Origin of the sequence: Xanthomonas bonasiae, assembly GCF_017163705.1 — a bacterium.
GTDB classification, from domain to species: domain Bacteria; phylum Pseudomonadota; class Gammaproteobacteria; order Xanthomonadales; family Xanthomonadaceae; genus Xanthomonas_A; species Xanthomonas_A bonasiae.
Genome location: NZ_JAFIWB010000003.1, coordinates 18867 through 34937 on the forward strand (window position 1 = coordinate 18867; position 16071 = coordinate 34937).

The window sequence follows — 16071 nt, forward strand, 5'->3', positions numbered from 1 at the left end:
ACGGGCACCATGCCCATCGTTCTCGCCGGACTATATCAGCAGCGGGTGCCGGGCGAGGGAGGGCGCGGGTCTGGCGCCGGGGTGTCGCTGGCTTTGTGCCGAAGAGGCCATCGCGGTACGCGGCACGCCAAAAACAAGGCCCCGCGCGAGCGGGGCCTTGTTCGAGGAACGGGGCTTCAAGGCGCGGATCGGTGCAGCGCCGGTATCGGCCTTACGGCAGATTGCACTTGAGCTTGCCGTCCACGTAGTAGGGCTTGGGAACATCCGGGTTCTGACTGGTCTTCTCGAACACCACCTCGAACGAGTCGAGATCCGCGGTCCCTTTGCGCGACGTGCAGGCGTCCTGCAGCTTCTTCTTCACCGCGGCGATGCCGGCGTCGCGATTGGCCCCATCCGCGCTGTTGGTCAGATTGACGACCTCCGCGGATGCCAGCGGGCTCAAGCCGAGCAGGCATCCGGCGAACATGAGTACGTGCAGCTTCTTCATAGAGTCTCCTTTGCGATGTCGATGTCCGTTGGTGGCCGGCGACGTGGTGTGTGCTCCACGATCCACGCGAGGGCGTGGCGGGCGTCGTCCGGCGCGTCGGTAGGATAGGGGGAGGGGGTTAAGGCTTCGTGGGGATGGGAAGGCGCCGTGGGATTTACGCTTGCGTCACACGCCAGGTATGCGTATCGGATCAATGAGCGGGATCTGGTGATCGTGTGTGTGGTCGGTCGGATAGATGCGACTGGGGAGGTCTATCGGGGGTAGATGGATCCGGGCAAACAGACTGGAACTAGGGATCATTGTCGGAGTAGCGGTGTGTCTGCTTTGCTCGGAAGCGAACAGATCGCGCGAATGACATTTTTTCCTGGCAACTCTGCCGCGAAAACGTTGCAACTCGCTGAGGGGGGCATCTTCACCAGCACCCTCAACAACCATGATTTCTGCAGCTGTCCAACCTCGGCTATCATCCTCCGCAATCTGATGTGAGTACGGATATGGAAGTGCGACTCACGCGCGAGCAGGTGCTCGCGCTTGCGCCTGATGCATCGTCAAGCAAGGCGGCCGGTGGTCTGGCCACAGACGGAAAGTGGGGCCTGCTCGGCGCCGACGCCGAAGCCCTGTGGGGTGAATGCCAAGGCAGCGGCGCCAAGCCATACCAGACCCAGGTGGAGCTGACCACGCTGGTGAGCCGTTGCTCGTGTCCCAGCCGCAAGTTCCCTTGCAAGCATGGCCTGGCCTTGATGCTGCTGTATGCCGCCGGCAACCCGCGCTGCGTGCCGAGCGAGCGCCCGGCCTGGGTGGACGAGTGGATGCAGGGCCGCCGTGCCCGTGCGGTCCGGAAGGAGGAAGCCGCCGCCAGCGTGTCCCCGCCGGATCCGCAGGCGCAGGCGGCCGCTGCCGCCAAGCGCGAACAGGCACGCTGGTCGCGCATGGAAGCCGGCGCGGCAGAACTGCAGCGCTGGGTGGCCGACCAGTTCCGCCAGGGGCTGGCCAACCTGGGCGCGGGCTTCGAGCAGGAAGCGCAGCGCATGATGGCGCGCATGGTGGATGCCCAGGCCCCGGGACTGGCCAGCCAACTGGAACGAGCGCTGGGCGAGGGCGGGCGCGACCTCGCCCAGCTGGCCGAACTGGGCGAATGCCTGGGGCTGTTGCAGCTGCTCACCCAGGCGGTGCCCCGCATGGAAACCTTCAGCGCTGCGCGTCAGGCGGACCTGCGCACTGCACTGGGCTGGCCGATGGAGCGCGAAGCGGTGCAGCGGCAGGGCGAGACCGTGCGCGATCGTTGGCACGTGCAGGGTCAACACATGATCGAACATCCGGGCAACTTGATGGAACGCCGCGTGTGGCTGCACGGGCTGGAAAGCGGGCGGGCCGCGCTGCTGCAGGACTACAGCCACGGTGGGCGCGGTTGGGAACAGCACTGGCGCAACGGCCACGTTCATGCGGGCACTCTGCATTTCCACGCCGGCACGGTACCGCTGCGCGCGGTGCCGGGCGAAGTGGAAGCGGGGATGGACGCCGCTACGGCGCCGCCGCGCGAAGACACGCTGGACGCCGCCGCGCAGGCGTACGCCACCAACCCATGGCTGCCGCAGGTGCCCATGCGCCTGGGAGTGGCGCATGTGGCACACGATGGCCGCAACGCCTGGGTACAGCACGCCGAAGGCACGCTGCCGCTTCGGCTGTCGCCGATGCAGGGCTGGGCGCTGATGGCATTTGCCGGTGGCCACCCGCTGTGCCTGATGGGCGAGTGGGATGGCCAGGCGTTGCTGCCACTTGCCGCATGGAACGCGCCGGGCGAGCGCTGGGAAAGGAGCGGGGCATGAACGAGGCATGGTTGAAGCCGGCCCTGCTGGGCATAGACCGCGCGCAGGCCATCCCCGCCGAAGGCGCGCTGGGCGAAGTGCTCGCCGCCGTGGCCACGCAGGAAGACGCCGCACTGGGCTACAGCCGGCAGGTGGGCGTCCTGGCGGCCTGCCGGCGCGCCGCCTTGCGCATGGCCGCGCCGGTGGCCCTGCCGCCGCCTGCGGAGGTCGATCCTCTGGTGCTGCCCGCCGGTCACGCCTGGGCACCGCTGTTGAAGGGACTATTCAGCGCTGCACAGCCGTCGCCGTGGATGAAGCGCACCCGTTACGAGGCCTGCGCGCAGCTGGCCGCACACAATCTGCACCTGCCGGTGGCGGTGTTGCCGCAGGCGCTGGAAGCCGGTGTGCGCCTGAGCGCGCTGCGTCCCGGCCTGCGCCCGGTGCTGGGTGTGCGCGGCCGCTGGCTGGCGGCCTGCAATACAGACTGGGCCTACGCGGCAGAGACGGCGGTCGAAGCGGATGCACCGGCGGACCTGGAGCAGATGTGGAACGAAGGCGCGTTTGATGCGCGCCTGTTGGCCTTCCGGCGACTGCGTGCGCACAACCCCGAGGACGCCCGCGCGCGCCTGCAGGGCACGTTGAAAGACCTCTCCGCGCGCGAGCGGGTGGACTTCGTCGCTGCGCTGCAGCCGCAGCTGAGCGAGGCCGACGCGCCGCTGCTGCAGCCCCTGTTGAAGGACCGCAGCCGCGAGGTGCGCCTGCTGGCGGGCCCGATGCTGGCCCGGCTGCCGTCCACGCCGCACGCGCAGTACGTGCAGGCGCAGATGCGCGCTTTGCTGCGGCACCAGCCCGCCGGGCTGATGCGCCGTACGACCTGGACGCTGGAAGCCCCCGCGGCGGCCGATGCCGGCTGGGCCGACGCCGCCATCGACAGCAAGCGCCCCAACAACGACATGCTGGGTGAGCGTGCCTGGTGGCTCTATCAGCTGGCGCGCCAGCTGCCGCTGGCCTGGTGGTGCCATACCCTGGAAAAAGCGCCAGCGCAGGTACTGGCCTGGGCGCGCAGCACGGACTGGTACGACGCGCTGTTGCGCGCCTGCCTGGAGCGTGTGGACGCCAGCGAACCAGAATGGGTGGAAGCCCTCATCGGTGTGGAGCAACGGCATATGAGCCTGGGCGACCTGCTGGCCATGCTCCCGCCGACGCAACGCGAACGGCATTGGCCCACCAGTGCGACCGAGCTTCAACAAAAGCGCCTGTTCGGCGAAGTGCTGGACAGCACGGGCCTTGGCCAGACTCTCAGCGCGGCCTACTCGCGGCAATTGGCTGCCGGGCTGGGCGCGCTGTTTGGCGAAGAGTCCCTGCGTCATGACTACACCCTGCGCGACGCGCTGCTGGAACTGTTGGCGGTGCTTCACCCCTCCGCACTGTCGCAGGTGCAGGTGGCCGACGCACCGGCCGACGCCACCGAGGCCATGCGCGACTGCGTGCACCAGGCACGCCAACTTCTGGCCTTGCGCCAGGCCCTGCATTCCGCTTTCTAATCATCACGACCTTTCATTGGAGCCAACATGAGCACTGCCGTCCTGCGCCAGCACGCCGAACAGCAATACGCGGAAGAATTGGAAGAACTGCGTCGCCAGGACACCCGCCAGCGCCCGGCCAACTGGATCCTCTCGCCGTGGGCGGTGGTGACCTATCTGTTGGGCGGCACGCTGGAAAACGGCTTTGTGGTCAGCCCCAAGTACATCGGCGACCGGCGCCTGATGGAAGTGGCCGTGGCCACCATCGCCACCGACCGCGCCCTGTTGCTGTTCGGGGTGCCGGGCACGGCCAAGTCGTGGGTGTCCGAGCACATGACCGCGGCCATCAGCGGCGATTCCACCCTGCTGGTGCAAGGCACAGCCGGTACCAGCGAAGAGCAGATCCGCTACGGCTGGAACTACGCGCAACTGTTGGCCAATGGCCCCAGCGAGAAAGCGCTGGTGCCCAGCCCGCTGATGAACGCCATGCGCCTGGGCAAGATCGCGCGCATCGAAGAACTCACCCGGATTCCGGCGGATGTGCAGGACGCGCTGATCACCGTGCTTTCCGAAAAGACCCTGCCGGTGCCGGAGCTGGGCAGCGAAGTGCAGGCCGTGCGCGGCTTCAGCGTGATTGCCACGGCCAACAACCGCGACAAGGGCGTGAACGAGCTTTCCAGCGCGCTCAAGCGCCGCTTCAACACGGTGATCCTGCCGGTGCCGTCCAGCGAGGAGGACGAAGTGGCCATCGTGGTCAAGCGCGTGGCCGAAATGGGCGTGGCGCTGGAGCTGCCGGCCGAACCGCCGGCGCTGCAGGAAGTCGCCCGGGTGGTACGCATTTTCCGCGAGCTGCGCAACGGCGTTACCGAAGACGGCAAGGCCAAGCTGAAGAGTCCCACCGCCACGCTTTCGACCGCCGAGGTCATTTCGGTGATCAACAACGGCATGGCCCTGGCCGGCCACTTCGGCGACGGCGTGCTGCGCCCGGGCGACATGGCCGCCGGCATGATCGGTGCCATCGTCAAGGATCCGGTGCAGGACGCGCTGGTGTGGAAGGAATATCTGGAAACCGTGGTGAAGGAACGCGACGACTGGAAAGACCTGTACCGCGCGTTCCGCGAGCACGTCTGAGCGGCCCGCGCCAATGAGCGAAGGCATCTCCCTTTTCGGCATCCGCCACCACGGCCCGGGCTGCGCACGCAGCCTGCTGGCGGCGCTGGCGGCGCTGCAGCCGGACTGCGTGTTGATTGAAGGCCCGGCGGGGACCGAGGCGCTGCTGCCGCACGTGTTGGAGGCGGGCATGCAGCCGCCGGTGGCGTTGCTTTCCTATAGCGTGGACGACCCGCAGCTGGCTGTGTTCCATCCCTATGCGCTGTACTCGCCGGAATGGCAGGCCATGCGCTGGGCGCTGCGCAACGGCGTGCCGGTGCGCTTCATCGACGTGCCCCCGGCGCTGACACTGGAATGGCAGGCGCAGGCCCGCGCGGACCGCACGGTGCCGGAGGCGGCCGAGGCGCTGGACGCAGCGGATGGAGCAGCGGTGCAGCCCCACGGCGACGCCGGATCTGCCGCTGAAGAAGACGCCGAAGCGCGCCCGACCGATCCACTGGACTGGCTGGCGCGCGCCGCCGGCCACGCCGACGGCGAGGCCTGGTGGAACCACATGGTGGAAGAGCGGGGCAACGGGCAGGGGCTGTTCGACGCCATTGCCGAGGCCATGGCCGCCGTGCGCGAGCACGCGCCGGAACACCCCGGCCTGCGCGGCGAGCACGAGGCCGTGCGCGAGGCGCACATGCGCACCGCACTACGCAGCGCCAGCAAGGAATTCGCGCGCGTTGCCGTCGTGTGCGGGGCCTGGCACGTGCCGGCCCTGCAGCCGGCCGCCCTGCGCGCCAACAGCGCCACCGCAGACAACCGCCTGCTCAAGGGCATGCCCAAGCGCAAGACGCAGAGCACCTGGGTGCCGTGGACCTACCGCCATCTGAGTGCCGAAAGCGGCTACGGTGCCGGCGTGGACGCGCCAGGTTGGTACGACTACCTGTGGCGCAACGCCGGCGCGCACGACCAGCGCAGCGTGGGCTGGTACGCCCGCGTGGGCCGGTTGCTGCGCGAGCACGGGCTGGATTGCTCCCCGGCCCATCTCATTGAAGCCACGCGCCTGGCCGACACCCTGGCCGCGCTTCGCGGCCATCCTTCGCCGGGGCTGGAAGACATTGCCGAAGCCAGCCGCGCCGTCATCTGCAATGGCGACGACGCGCCCATGCGGCTCATCCGCGAACGCCTCATGGTGGGCGACGCGCTGGGCCAGGTGCCCGAAAGCGTGCCGGTGGTACCGCTGCAGCGCGACCTGGAAGCCCAGCAGAAACGCTTGCGCCTGAAACCCGAGGCGCTGGAAAAGACCCTGGATCTGGACCTGCGCAAGGAGAACGACCTGGCGCGAAGCCACCTGCTGCACCGCTTGCGGCTGATCGGCGTCGAATGGGGCAGGCTTGCGCGCACGGGGCATTCCGTACGCGGCACCTTCCACGAGGTCTGGCAGTTGGCATGGCAGCCGCACTTCCTGGTCGATCTGGTGGAGGCGAGCCGCCACGGGCAGACCCTGCGGGACGCCGCTTCCAGCAAGGCCATCGCGCAGGCGCGCAAGGCCGAAGCGTTGCCGGAACTTTCCGGACTGGTGGACCAGGTGCTGCTGGCCGATCTGCCGCAGGCGGTGCGCGCCATTGCCGCCGAGCTGGAGGCGCGCGCAGCCACGGATGCCGATCCGCTGGCCCTGCTCGGCGCACTGCCGCCGCTGGCCAACATCCACCGCTACGGCAATGTGCGTCAGACCGAGGGCGTGCAGGTGGCGCACCTGTTCGACAGCATGCTGGAACGTGCGGTCATCGGCCTGACGCTGGCCCTTTCCAGCCTGGACGAAGTGCGCGCCGAACAGGCGCGCACCGTGGTGCTGGACGCCGACCGCGCCATTGGACTGCGTGACGACGCAGACGGCAGCGCCGGTTGGCAGCATGCGTTGCAGCGGGTGGCGCTGTCGTCTTCGTGCAGCGCGCTGCTGCGCGGCGTTGCGCTGCGCTTGCTGTTCGACACCCAGGCGGTGGAGGCCGAACTGGTGCACGTGCAGCTGCAGCAGCAGCTGTCGCCGGGTGCCGAGCCGCTGCAAGCCGCGCAGTGGCTGGATGGCTTCCTCAACCGAAACGCCACCGTGCTGCTGCACGATGATGCGGTGTGGCGGATGATCGACGCATGGGTGGTGGCGCTGGACGAGGCGCAGCTGGTGCGCGTGCTGCCGCTGGTACGGCGTACCTTCGCGGCCTTCGAGGCCGCCGATCGCCGTGACCTGGGCACCCGCGTGAAGCGGGCCCCTGTGCAGAAACCCGTGGCCGTGCTGGCCCCGGATTGGGATGCGGCACGCGCCGAACGCGCGTTGCCGATGCTGCGTGAACTGCTCGGGCTGCCCGCATGACCGATACCACCGACGCATTGGACACCCCCACCTCGCGCGAGCAGCGCTGGCGATTGATTCTGGGCCAGGAGGCCGATCGCAGCTGCGGCGCGTTGCCCCAGAGCCTGCAGGGCATCGACCAGGCCCTGGCCGCGCTGTACGAGCCCGATGGCCCCGGCGGCCTGGGTCGCCGCGGTGGGCGTGGGGCGTCCTCCCCGAATGTGGCCCGCTGGCTGGGCGACATCCGCCGCTATTTCCCGTCATCCGTGGTCCAGGTGATGCAGCGCGACGCCCTGCAGCGGCTGGACCTCACCCAGATGCTGCTGGAAAAGGAAATGCTGGAGCAGGTGCAGCCGGACGTGCACATGGTGGCCAACCTGATCGGCCTGAGCCGGGTGATTCCGACAGAGACCAGGGAAACCGCACGCATGGTGGTGCGCAAGGTGGTGGACGACCTGCTGCGCCAACTCGAGGAACCCATGCGCTCTGCAGTGACCGGTGCACTGGACCGCGCCCGCCGCAACCGCCGCCCGCGCCTGGCCGAGATCGACTGGCACCGCACCATCCGCAGCAACCTGCGCCACTGGCAGCCGGAACTGCGCACCGTGGTACCGCAGGAGTTGGTGGGCTATGGCCGCAAGGCCAGAAAGCCGCAGCGGGAAGTGCTGCTGTGCATCGACCAGAGCGGTTCCATGGCGGCATCGGTGGTGTATTCGAGCATCTTCGGCGCGGTGATGGCCTCGTTGCCGGCGGTGGCCACCCGCCTGGTGGTGTTCGACACCGAAGTGGTGGACATGAGCGAGCAGCTGGACGATCCGGTGGATCTGCTGTTCGGCGTGCAACTGGGCGGCGGCACCGATATCCACCGCGCGGTGAGCTACTGCCAGGGCATCATCCGTGAACCGCACAACGCCATCCTGGTGCTCATCTCCGACCTGTACGAGGGCGGGGTGGAAGACAACCTGCTGGCCCGCGCACGCGAGCTGCTGGAGGCAGGCGTGCAGTTCATCGTGCTGCTGGCACTCAGCGACGAAGGTGCGCCGTCCTACGATCGAACCTTGGCCGGCAAGCTGGCGGCACTGGGCGTACCGTCGTTCGCCTGCACGCCGGATGCATTTCCGGGGCTGATGGCCGCTGCGATCCGCCGCGATGACATCAACCAATGGGCAGGCGGGCAGGGGCTGTTGACGACGCGTTGAGATCTGCACTGGATCGCGCAGCGAGGCATGGCGCACAGACGGAGCAGGGCAGCGCGAACGCAGTACGATTAGGAAGGTCTATCGGGGTAATGAGGAGCCAGATGCCGGATGCCAGTCATGAGCGATTGCGCCGCTTGGCTATGTAGCGGCCCGGCGAGACGCCCAGCGCCTTGCCGAACGTCGTGACGCAGCTGCCTGCGCTTGCGTAGCCGAAGTCATCGACGATCTGCTGTGCCCAGCCCCCGTGCTCAACGATTTGACGGCGAGCATCAGGTCAAGTTGCTGGCGCCAACGCCGAAGCTCATGCCGGTCTGGTGCATGAGCAGGTATGCCAGAGTATGCTCGCTCATGCCCGCGCGTCGCGCCCAAGTCTCATCGTTCCGCGTCCCCTGCACGATCTTGCGAAGCCGGGTATCGGCCGGCATCGGCAAGCGCAGGAGGAATGGGGTTGGAACTACTGTTTCTGAAAGGTCTCCGGAGAGATAGAGATGCCAGTCAGAGGCGTTGGCGCCAAAGCGCTGGAGTTGGCGCACCAGGAATGCTCGGACATCGTTGCAGCGCTGATCCCGGGGACCGACGTCCACGAAGGAGTGCATACCGCGCGCAAAGGCATCCGGCGCCTGCGGGCTCTGTTGCGGCTTTTCGATGGTACCGCTCTGGATTTGGCGACAGAGGACCAACGCCTCCGTAGGATTGGAAAGGGCCTTTCGGCGTTGCGGGACAGCCACGTGGTGGTCGATTCGGCGCGATGGATGGAGAAGAAGCGTCAAGGCTTGCCGTGGGGAGCGCTGTTGCGGCGGCTGGAGGTTCGACGTGAGCACGTGCTTGCCGCTGAACTTCTCAAGGATCCGGGCTTCTTACGTCGTCGGACTGCGGTTCAGAAGGTGGCTGAGCTGCTGAGGATGCAACCTTGGGCCGAGGTTAAAGCCGATGCGATCTGGGCTGGTTACAAGCGCAGTGCACGACGGCTGGTGAAGGCGCAAAAGAAAGCAGCTGGCTCGGAGGACGCGGAAGTCCTCCATCGATGGCGAAGGACGGTTCGCCGGCTGCGCATGCAGATAGAAGCGATGCAACGCCTCGGCATGGATGTGTCCTCGGCTGGCAAGGCCAAGAAGGCCGTCGGCAATGCCAAAGTGCTTCGTCAGCTGAGCGACAGCCTGGGACGACGCCAGGATCTGCGGATGCTACGCAACCTGGTCAGAGGGATGACCGGCATTGAGCAGCGAAAGCTGCTCCTCGCTGCCATTGACGAAGAACTGGACCGCGCTCTGCCCAAGTGAGTTCCAGCCCAGCTCTTCGATGTTTCCACTCAATCCATGCCAGCAGTACCTGGAGCGCTCCGCCGAGCGCTAGGCGTTCGGGTTTTTGGGGACTTGAAGCGGCGTTATGGCGTGAAGCAAGCGCCTTGGACTGCCGAGCAACAGGGCGTCCGGCTCGCCTACATCCAGTATCTCCTCGCTGGCAAGACGTCCGGCCACTGGCTACTGAATCCACTGGACTGCACGTCAGCGCGCATGGTGTCGCGTGCCTGGATTACTACAGGGCCTGCACAGACGGGGCAGGGTAGAGCGAACGCAGATGTTTACCGAGGGCAGGCCGGTCCGCGCGAATAGGCGCGGATTCCGGATGTCTATTGCAGGTAAGAGATTCTGAAGAGCGTTTCGGATGACGCACACCCCTTCGGACCACACTGGATGCGCGGCAGGTCGCAGCGCTGCCGACACTGCGCGCCGCAGCGCGCTCGCCTTGATCGACACGTTGACTGCGTGGAAGCAGGCGCTCGACCCGCCCATGACGTGATGGAACGCGGACCTTCCGAAAAACTCTTCTCGAGCCCTGAAGGCACGCGCCTTCCGGGCGATTCCAGGGCGCAAGGGACTACTCGGTGCGCGGCGCCTTGTAGTCCTGGCCCGGCTGCAGCGTGGTGACGTAGGGGCCGTTCCAGTCGCGGTCGAAGATGTGCGTCAGCGTCTCGGCCGGGCCCTTGCCCTTGACGAACACCGAGGCGTCCACGGCGGTGTTGAAGTAGCTCCATTCCCAGTTGCCGGTGCCGATGAAGCTGCTGCGGTCGTCGGCCACCGCGTACTTGGCGTGCTCGACGCGCGCATACGCAATGAAGCCTTCCGGCGCCGGCGGCAGGCTGCTGAACTTCACCGTGATGTTCGGGAGTACCGCCAGGCTTTTCAGATATGCCTGCATCGGTTCGCGCAGCGCCCAGTCGGCGACGATGATGTGCACCTGCACGCCGCGCGCGGCGGCATCGCGCATGGCGCTGTCGACCGGCGCCCACCAGCCCTCGGGCCCGAAGCTGCGGATCGCCGAGAGCGTCATCACCTGGATGCGCAGCGCATGCCGGCTGGAGCGGATCATGTCGACCAGGGCCGGCTCTTCGGCAGTGACCCATGCGGGCTGCAGCGTCGGCGGGCTGAAGGCAGGGAAAGCGATCAGCGGCGCGTCGCTGCCGGCATCCAGCAGCACCGGATCGCTGGCGGTGGCCGGGGCGAAGTCCGGCGGCTGCACGCCGCGCGCCTGCGCCTTGGCCAGCTTGCCTTCGTCGGCCAGGCGCCAGCTGAAATCGAAGCTGGCGGCGAAGGTTTTGGCGAAGCGTGCATCGTCGATGCGCGCACCGATCTCGTGGATCTGCTCCAGCGCACGCCAGTCCCAGTTCTGGCTGCCGACGAACACGCTGGCGTCGTCGACGACCATGTACTTGGCGTGCAGCACGCCGCCGGTCAGCGTATCGACCGGCAGCACACGCACCGTGATGCCCGGCACCTTGCCCAGCCAGGCGACGCTGTCCGGGTTCTTGGCCAGGAAGCTGTGGTCGACCAGCAGGTGCACCGTCACCCCGGCGCGGGCGCGGGCGGCCAGTGCGTCGAGCACCGGGGTCAGGCCGGTACCGGGTTTTTCGGAGAGATAGAACGCGGCGATGTCGATGCGGCGCTTGGCACCGTTGATCATCGCCAGCCAGGTCTGCTGGGTGCGCGGCACCCCGGGCTCGCCGTAGAGGCTGGCTTCGGGCACGCTTTCGACGATCTGGAACTGCGAGGGCTGCGGCCGGGCCTCGATGCCGGTCGTTGCCGACAGCAGCAGGCAGGCCAGGGCGGCGTGCAGGGAGCGGCGCGCGGGACGCGCGCGAACAGGGGACGGAAGAGGCACGTTGGGAGTCCTTGCGATGACTGGGGAAGTGGACGCCATGCGGCTGTGCGCTCGCACGCTGCCGGCGTCGTGGGGACTGGCCTAGCGCACCGGTGGCTGCAGCGCGTCGGCCAGTGCGGTGGCGTTGTAACGCATGAGTTCCAGATAGGTCGGTGCGGGCCCGTCCCCGGCCGACAGCGCATCCGAGTACAGCGTGCCGCCGATGCGCGCACCGGTCTCGGCGGCAATGCGGTCGAGCAGGCGCGGATCGCTGATGTTCTCCAGGAACAGGGCGTCCACGTGCTGCTCGCGCGCCAGGGTGATCAGCGCGGCCACGTCGCGTGCCGAGGGCTCGGATTGCGTGGACAGCCCGCGCGGGGACAGGAAGCTCAGTCCATAGGCCTGGCCGAGATAGGCGAAGGCATCGTGTGCGCAGATCACGGTGCGGCGATCGCGCGGCACTGCGTCCATGCGCGCGGCAAGCTGCCGCTGCAGCGCGTCCAAGCGTTGCTGGTAGGCGCGGGCGTTGGCGGCGTACACGGCGCCGCCGGCCGGGTCGGCGGCGGCGAAGGCGCGGGCGATGTTGCCGACATAGATGCGGGCGTTGTCCAGGCGCTGCCAGGCGTGCGGGTCGGGCGTGTCTGCGGCGTGGTCATGCGTGGCATGGCCGTCGTCGTCGTGTGCGTGCGCATGCGCGCTTACGTTGGCCGCCAGCGGCGTGATGCCGGCCGTGGCGACGACCACCGGGCCGCGGTAGCCGGAGGCCTCGATCAGGCGGTCGATCCACCCCTCGAAGCCGAGGCCGTTGACCAGCACCACGTCGGCGGCGGCGACTGCGCGCGCATCGGCCGGCGTGGGCTCGTAGGCATGGCTGTCGCCGCCGGGGCCGACCAGCGTGGTCAGCGCGATGCGTTCGCCGCCGACATTGGCGGCGATGTCGGCGAGGATCGAGAAGCTGGCGACCACCTTCAGCCGCGCGGGTACGGCGTTGGCCGGCGGCGGGGCGTCTTCGTGGCAGGCCGAGACGGAAAACAGCAGCAACAGCGCCAGCACGGCTGCGGCGCCCTTGGAGAGGAGACGGAAAGCCGACATGGGAGCGATCAGCAGGAAGCGTAGTGGAAACGCCGCAGGGCCAGCCCACCGACCGGGCCGATTACCAACGAGGCCAGGTAGCACAGGCCTGCGGCCAGGATGATGGCTGGGCCGGATGGCAGACCTAGCCGATAGGAAACGAGCAGCCCGGCGACCGAGGCGAGCACCGCGATGACCATCGCCAGCACCAGCTGCGCGGCCAACCGGCGCACCCAGAAGCGCGCCGCCGCCGCCGGCAGGATCATGATGCCGACCGCCATCAGCGTCCCAAGCGCCTGGAAGCCGCCGACCAGGTTCAACACCACCAGGGCGAGGAACACCAGGTGCACCGGCATGCTCCAGCGGCTCACCGTGCGCAGGAACATCGGGTCCACGCATTCGAGCACCAGTGGGCGGTACAGCAGCGCCAAGGTCAGCAGGGTGATCGCGCTGATCGCGCACAGCAGCGCCAGCGCGGCATCGTCCAGCGCCAGGACCGAGCCGAACAGCACGTGCATCAGGTCGATGTTGGAGCCTTTCGACGAGACCAGCAGCACGCCCAGCGCCAGCGAGATCAGGTAGAACGCGGCTAACGCCGAATCCTCGCGCTGGCGTGTCGCGCGCGACACCGCACCGGTGAGCAGCGCCACGGTCATGCCGGCCACCATGCCGCCGAGGGTCATCGCGCCCAGCGAAAGGCCGCAGACCAGGAAGCCGACCGCCGCGCCGGGCAGGATCGCGTGCGCCATCGCATCGCCGGTCAGGCTCATCCGCCGCAGCTGCAGGAACACGCCGACCGGCGTGGCGCCCAGGCTGATCGCCAGGCAGCCGAGCAGGGCACGCTGCATGAAGGCGAATTCGGCGAACGGGTGCCACAGCGCGCTCATGCCGGCGCTCCATCCGCGGCGAGTGCGTTGTCCGGATCGCGGGCCATGCCGGCGCGCTGCAGCTGCGGTGCCGCCAGCACCTCGGCGGTGGGGCCGTAGAGGACGAGGTCGCCGGACAGCAGCAGCGTGCGCGGGAAGTGGCGACGCACCAGCCGCAGGTCGTGCAGCACCACCAGTTGGGTGCGGCCGTCGGCATGCCAACCGTCGATCAGCGCAAGCAGGTCGGCCGCGGTGCTGGCATCGATCGCCGTGAACGGCTCGTCCATCAGGATCAGCGCGGCGTCCTGCAGCCACAGCCGCGCGAACAGCACGCGCTGCATCTGCCCGCCGGACAGCGCACCGATCGGCTGGCGCCCGAGCGCACGCAGTCCGACCACATCCAGTGCGCGGTCCACGCGCGCCCTGTCGTCACGATCGAGGCGGCGGAAGGCGCCGATGCGCGACCACAGCCCCATCGCCACGAACGTCTGCACATCGATCGGAAAACTGCGGTCGACCGCAGCCAGCTGCGGCAACCAGGCCAGCCCGGCGGCACGCACCACTTGCCCCGCCTGCGGCCGCAGTTCGCCGGCGATGGTGCGCAGCAGCGTGGTCTTGCCCGCACCGTTGGGGCCGACCACCGCGACCAGGCTGCCGCGCGCGATGTCCAGGTCCAGCGCGGACAGCACCGCGCGCCGGTCGTAGCAGACGCTGACACCTTGCAGACTGAGCGCGGTCATCGGATCAGGGCGTAGCCCATCCACAGCAGCAGCGACACCGCCGCGGCCAGCGCGACCCGCGGCACGGAGCCCAGCAGCAGCGGGTCGCCGGCGTTCGACGGCTCAGGCGGCGTGGCGACGGGCACGGCGGCCGCGGGCGGCGAGGGATGGCTCACGCGCGACCGTCGGCGCGTTCGGCGTGCGCCTGCGCGAACCACTGCAGCACCTGCTGGCGAAGCGGTTCCCCCCAGCAGCGCACGAACTGCTGGGTGTGGTGGTCATTGTGGTCGTTCAGCGCGGCGATGCGTTGCTCGATATAGGCCTGGTGCAGGCTCAGGCCGCATTCGACCTCGATGCAGTGGCGCCAGGCGGCGTAGCTGTCCGGGATGATGAGAAGAGACATGGGATGTCCTGTGCTTGCGGCGCGCCAAACGAGGCGCATGCGCCCGCCGTGCGGTGGGGTCTGGTGGTGGCCGGAGGCGAACCGCGGCTGACTGAGGGCAGCGTCAGGCTTGCATCGTCGGCCTGTTTTTCAATAGTGTAATATTATAACTTAACTCGCGTGGTCCGTATGCGACATCCCATTCCGTTGTTCCTGCTGGTCGCCTCGGCCAGCCTGCCCGTCGCTGCCAACGCGGTCCGTCATCACGGCCCGCACGTGCACGGCCAGGCCAACCTGGATGTCGCCGTGGACGGCACGGCCTTGGAGGTTCAGCTCAGCGCGCCGGGCATCGGCATCCTCGATTTCGAGCATCCGGCGCGCGATGCCGACGAGCGCCAGCGCCTGGATGCCGCAGTCGCCACGCTGCGCGGTGCCCGCTGGCTGCAGTTCCCGGTCGCTGCGGCCTGTTCCTTGCGCAGTGCGCAGGTGAACACCGAGGGCTATGACGCGGCGATGGCGGATCCGGACGAACCCGGCCATAGCCATGCCGAGTTCCACGCCCACTACGCGTTCCAGTGCGCGCATCCGGCCCGGCTCGATCACCTGCAGGTGCTGCTGCCGCAGCGCTTCGCGGGGCTGCACAAGGTGGTGGTAAACGTCGCCACCGCGGCGGGCCAGGACCGCACCGAGGCGGTGGCCGGGCAGACCCGGGTGAACCTGCCGGGATGAGCCAGCACCACGTCGTCGAACTGAGTGATGTGCGCTTCGGCTATCCCGGCGCCGCCGCCCCGGTGCTGGAGATTGCCGCGTTCGCGCTGCCGCGCGGGCAGCAGTTGTTGCTGCGCGGCGCCAGCGGATCGGGCAAGAGCACCTTGCTGGCGCTGATCGCCGGTGTGCTGCAGCCCGATGCCGGTTGGGTGCGTGTCGCCGGGCAGGACCTGGCGGCGTTGCGCAAGGCGGCGCGCGACCGTTTCCGTGCCGACCACTGCGGCGTGGTGTTCCAGCAATTCAACCTGCTGCCGTTCCTGAGCACGCGCGACAACATCGCACTGGGCCTGCAGTTCTCCGCGCGCCGCGGCCGGCTGGCGACCGGCACGCAGGCGCTGGACGCGGAGATCGAACGGCTGATGGTCGCGCTGGGGCTGGACGTGGCGGCGCTGTGGTCGCGGCCGGCCAGCCGCCTCAGCGTCGGCCAGCAGCAGCGGGTGGCCGCCGCGCGCGCGTTGATCGCGCGGCCGCCGTTGCTGCTCGCCGACGAGCCGACCTCGGCGCTCGATCCGGTCGCGGCGCAGGCGTTCCTGCAGCTGCTGTTCGCCGAATGCCGGCATGGCGGCACCAGTTCGATCGTGGTCAGCCACGATCCGTCGATCGCGCCGCTGTTCGACGTCCAGGCCGACCTGGCCACGCTCAACCGCGCCAGCGCCGGAGGTGCGCGATGA

General features: G+C 68.5%; 16 protein-coding genes. 8 read left to right on the top strand and 8 right to left on the bottom strand.

The window, feature by feature from the left end; translation table 11 throughout:
- Positions 1–211: 211 nt before the first annotated feature.
- Positions 212–487 carry a hypothetical protein gene (locus JR064_RS04695; RefSeq protein ID WP_206228965.1) on the bottom strand — a complete coding sequence of 92 codons (276 nt, stop codon included), beginning with the start codon at positions 485–487 and terminating at the stop codon, positions 212–214.
- A 494-nt stretch (positions 488–981) separates the two neighbouring features.
- Between JR064_RS04695 and JR064_RS04700 the strand changes: the two genes are divergently transcribed.
- The 5 genes from JR064_RS04700 to JR064_RS04720 are packed head-to-tail and all read left to right on the top strand — an operon-like array spanning position 982 to position 8456.
- Positions 982–2313 carry an SWIM zinc finger family protein gene (locus JR064_RS04700; protein ID WP_206228966.1) on the top strand — a complete coding sequence of 444 codons (1332 nt, stop codon included), beginning with the start codon at positions 982–984 and terminating at the stop codon, positions 2311–2313.
- Positions 2310–3836 carry a DUF5691 domain-containing protein gene (locus JR064_RS04705; RefSeq protein ID WP_206228967.1) on the top strand — a complete coding sequence of 509 codons (1527 nt, stop codon included), beginning with the start codon at positions 2310–2312 and terminating at the stop codon, positions 3834–3836. Before JR064_RS04700 ends, JR064_RS04705 begins: the two co-directional genes overlap by 4 nt.
- 27 nt (positions 3837–3863) lie before the next feature.
- Positions 3864–4946: an ATP-binding protein gene (locus tag JR064_RS04710; RefSeq protein ID WP_191824172.1), complete on the top strand. Its 1083-nt coding sequence runs from the start codon at positions 3864–3866 to the stop codon at positions 4944–4946.
- 13 nt (positions 4947–4959) lie between these two features.
- Positions 4960–7278, top strand: coding sequence for a DUF5682 family protein (locus JR064_RS04715; RefSeq protein ID WP_206228968.1), 2319 nt, complete (start codon positions 4960–4962; stop codon positions 7276–7278).
- A complete protein-coding gene (locus JR064_RS04720; protein ID WP_206228969.1) occupies positions 7275–8456 on the top strand; it encodes a vWA domain-containing protein in 1182 nt (393 codons plus the stop codon). The genes JR064_RS04715 and JR064_RS04720 overlap by 4 nt, the downstream gene beginning before the upstream one ends.
- 269 nt (positions 8457–8725) lie before the next feature.
- Here the strand turns inward: JR064_RS04720 and JR064_RS23295 are convergent, their stop codons facing one another.
- Positions 8726–9184, bottom strand: a complete 459-nt coding sequence (locus JR064_RS23295; RefSeq protein WP_338123866.1) for a hypothetical protein — start codon at positions 9182–9184, stop codon at positions 8726–8728.
- Here JR064_RS23295 and JR064_RS04725 point away from each other — a divergent pair.
- Positions 9077–9736, top strand: coding sequence for a CHAD domain-containing protein (locus JR064_RS04725; RefSeq protein ID WP_425510272.1), 660 nt, complete (start codon positions 9077–9079; stop codon positions 9734–9736). The two genes, JR064_RS23295 and JR064_RS04725, sit on opposite strands and share 108 nt — an antisense overlap.
- A 598-nt stretch (positions 9737–10334) precedes the next feature.
- Here the strand turns inward: JR064_RS04725 and JR064_RS04730 are convergent.
- The 6 genes from JR064_RS04730 to JR064_RS04755 form a co-directional block, all read right to left on the bottom strand.
- Positions 10335–11615, bottom strand: coding sequence for a phospholipase D-like domain-containing protein (locus JR064_RS04730; protein WP_206228971.1), 1281 nt, complete (start codon positions 11613–11615; stop codon positions 10335–10337).
- Between the two features lie 81 nt (positions 11616–11696).
- Complete coding sequence (locus JR064_RS04735; RefSeq protein ID WP_206228972.1) at positions 11697–12686, bottom strand: metal ABC transporter solute-binding protein, Zn/Mn family; 990 nt, start codon at positions 12684–12686, stop codon at positions 11697–11699.
- An 8-nt stretch (positions 12687–12694) separates the two neighbouring features.
- Positions 12695–13552, bottom strand: coding sequence for a metal ABC transporter permease (locus tag JR064_RS04740; RefSeq protein WP_206228973.1), 858 nt, complete (start codon positions 13550–13552; stop codon positions 12695–12697).
- A complete protein-coding gene (locus JR064_RS04745) occupies positions 13549–14271 on the bottom strand; it encodes a metal ABC transporter ATP-binding protein (RefSeq protein ID WP_206228974.1) in 723 nt (240 codons plus the stop codon). Before JR064_RS04745 ends, JR064_RS04740 begins: the two co-directional genes overlap by 4 nt.
- Positions 14268–14426 carry a hypothetical protein gene (locus JR064_RS04750; protein WP_206228975.1) on the bottom strand — a complete coding sequence of 53 codons (159 nt, stop codon included), beginning with the start codon at positions 14424–14426 and terminating at the stop codon, positions 14268–14270. The genes JR064_RS04745 and JR064_RS04750 overlap by 4 nt, the downstream gene beginning before the upstream one ends.
- Positions 14423–14653 (bottom strand): hypothetical protein, encoded by a 231-nt coding sequence (locus JR064_RS04755; protein WP_191824181.1) that lies wholly within the window; start codon positions 14651–14653, stop codon positions 14423–14425. Before JR064_RS04755 ends, JR064_RS04750 begins: the two co-directional genes overlap by 4 nt.
- A gap of 168 nt (positions 14654–14821) precedes the next feature.
- Here JR064_RS04755 and JR064_RS04760 point away from each other — a divergent pair, with 168 nt between their 5' ends.
- Both JR064_RS04760 and JR064_RS04765 read left to right on the top strand, forming a co-directional pair.
- A complete protein-coding gene (locus JR064_RS04760) occupies positions 14822–15361 on the top strand; it encodes a ZrgA family zinc uptake protein (protein WP_241092862.1) in 540 nt (179 codons plus the stop codon).
- Entirely contained in the window at positions 15358–16071 is a 714-nt protein-coding gene (locus JR064_RS04765; RefSeq protein WP_206228976.1) for an ATP-binding cassette domain-containing protein, read from the top strand. Before JR064_RS04760 ends, JR064_RS04765 begins: the two co-directional genes overlap by 4 nt.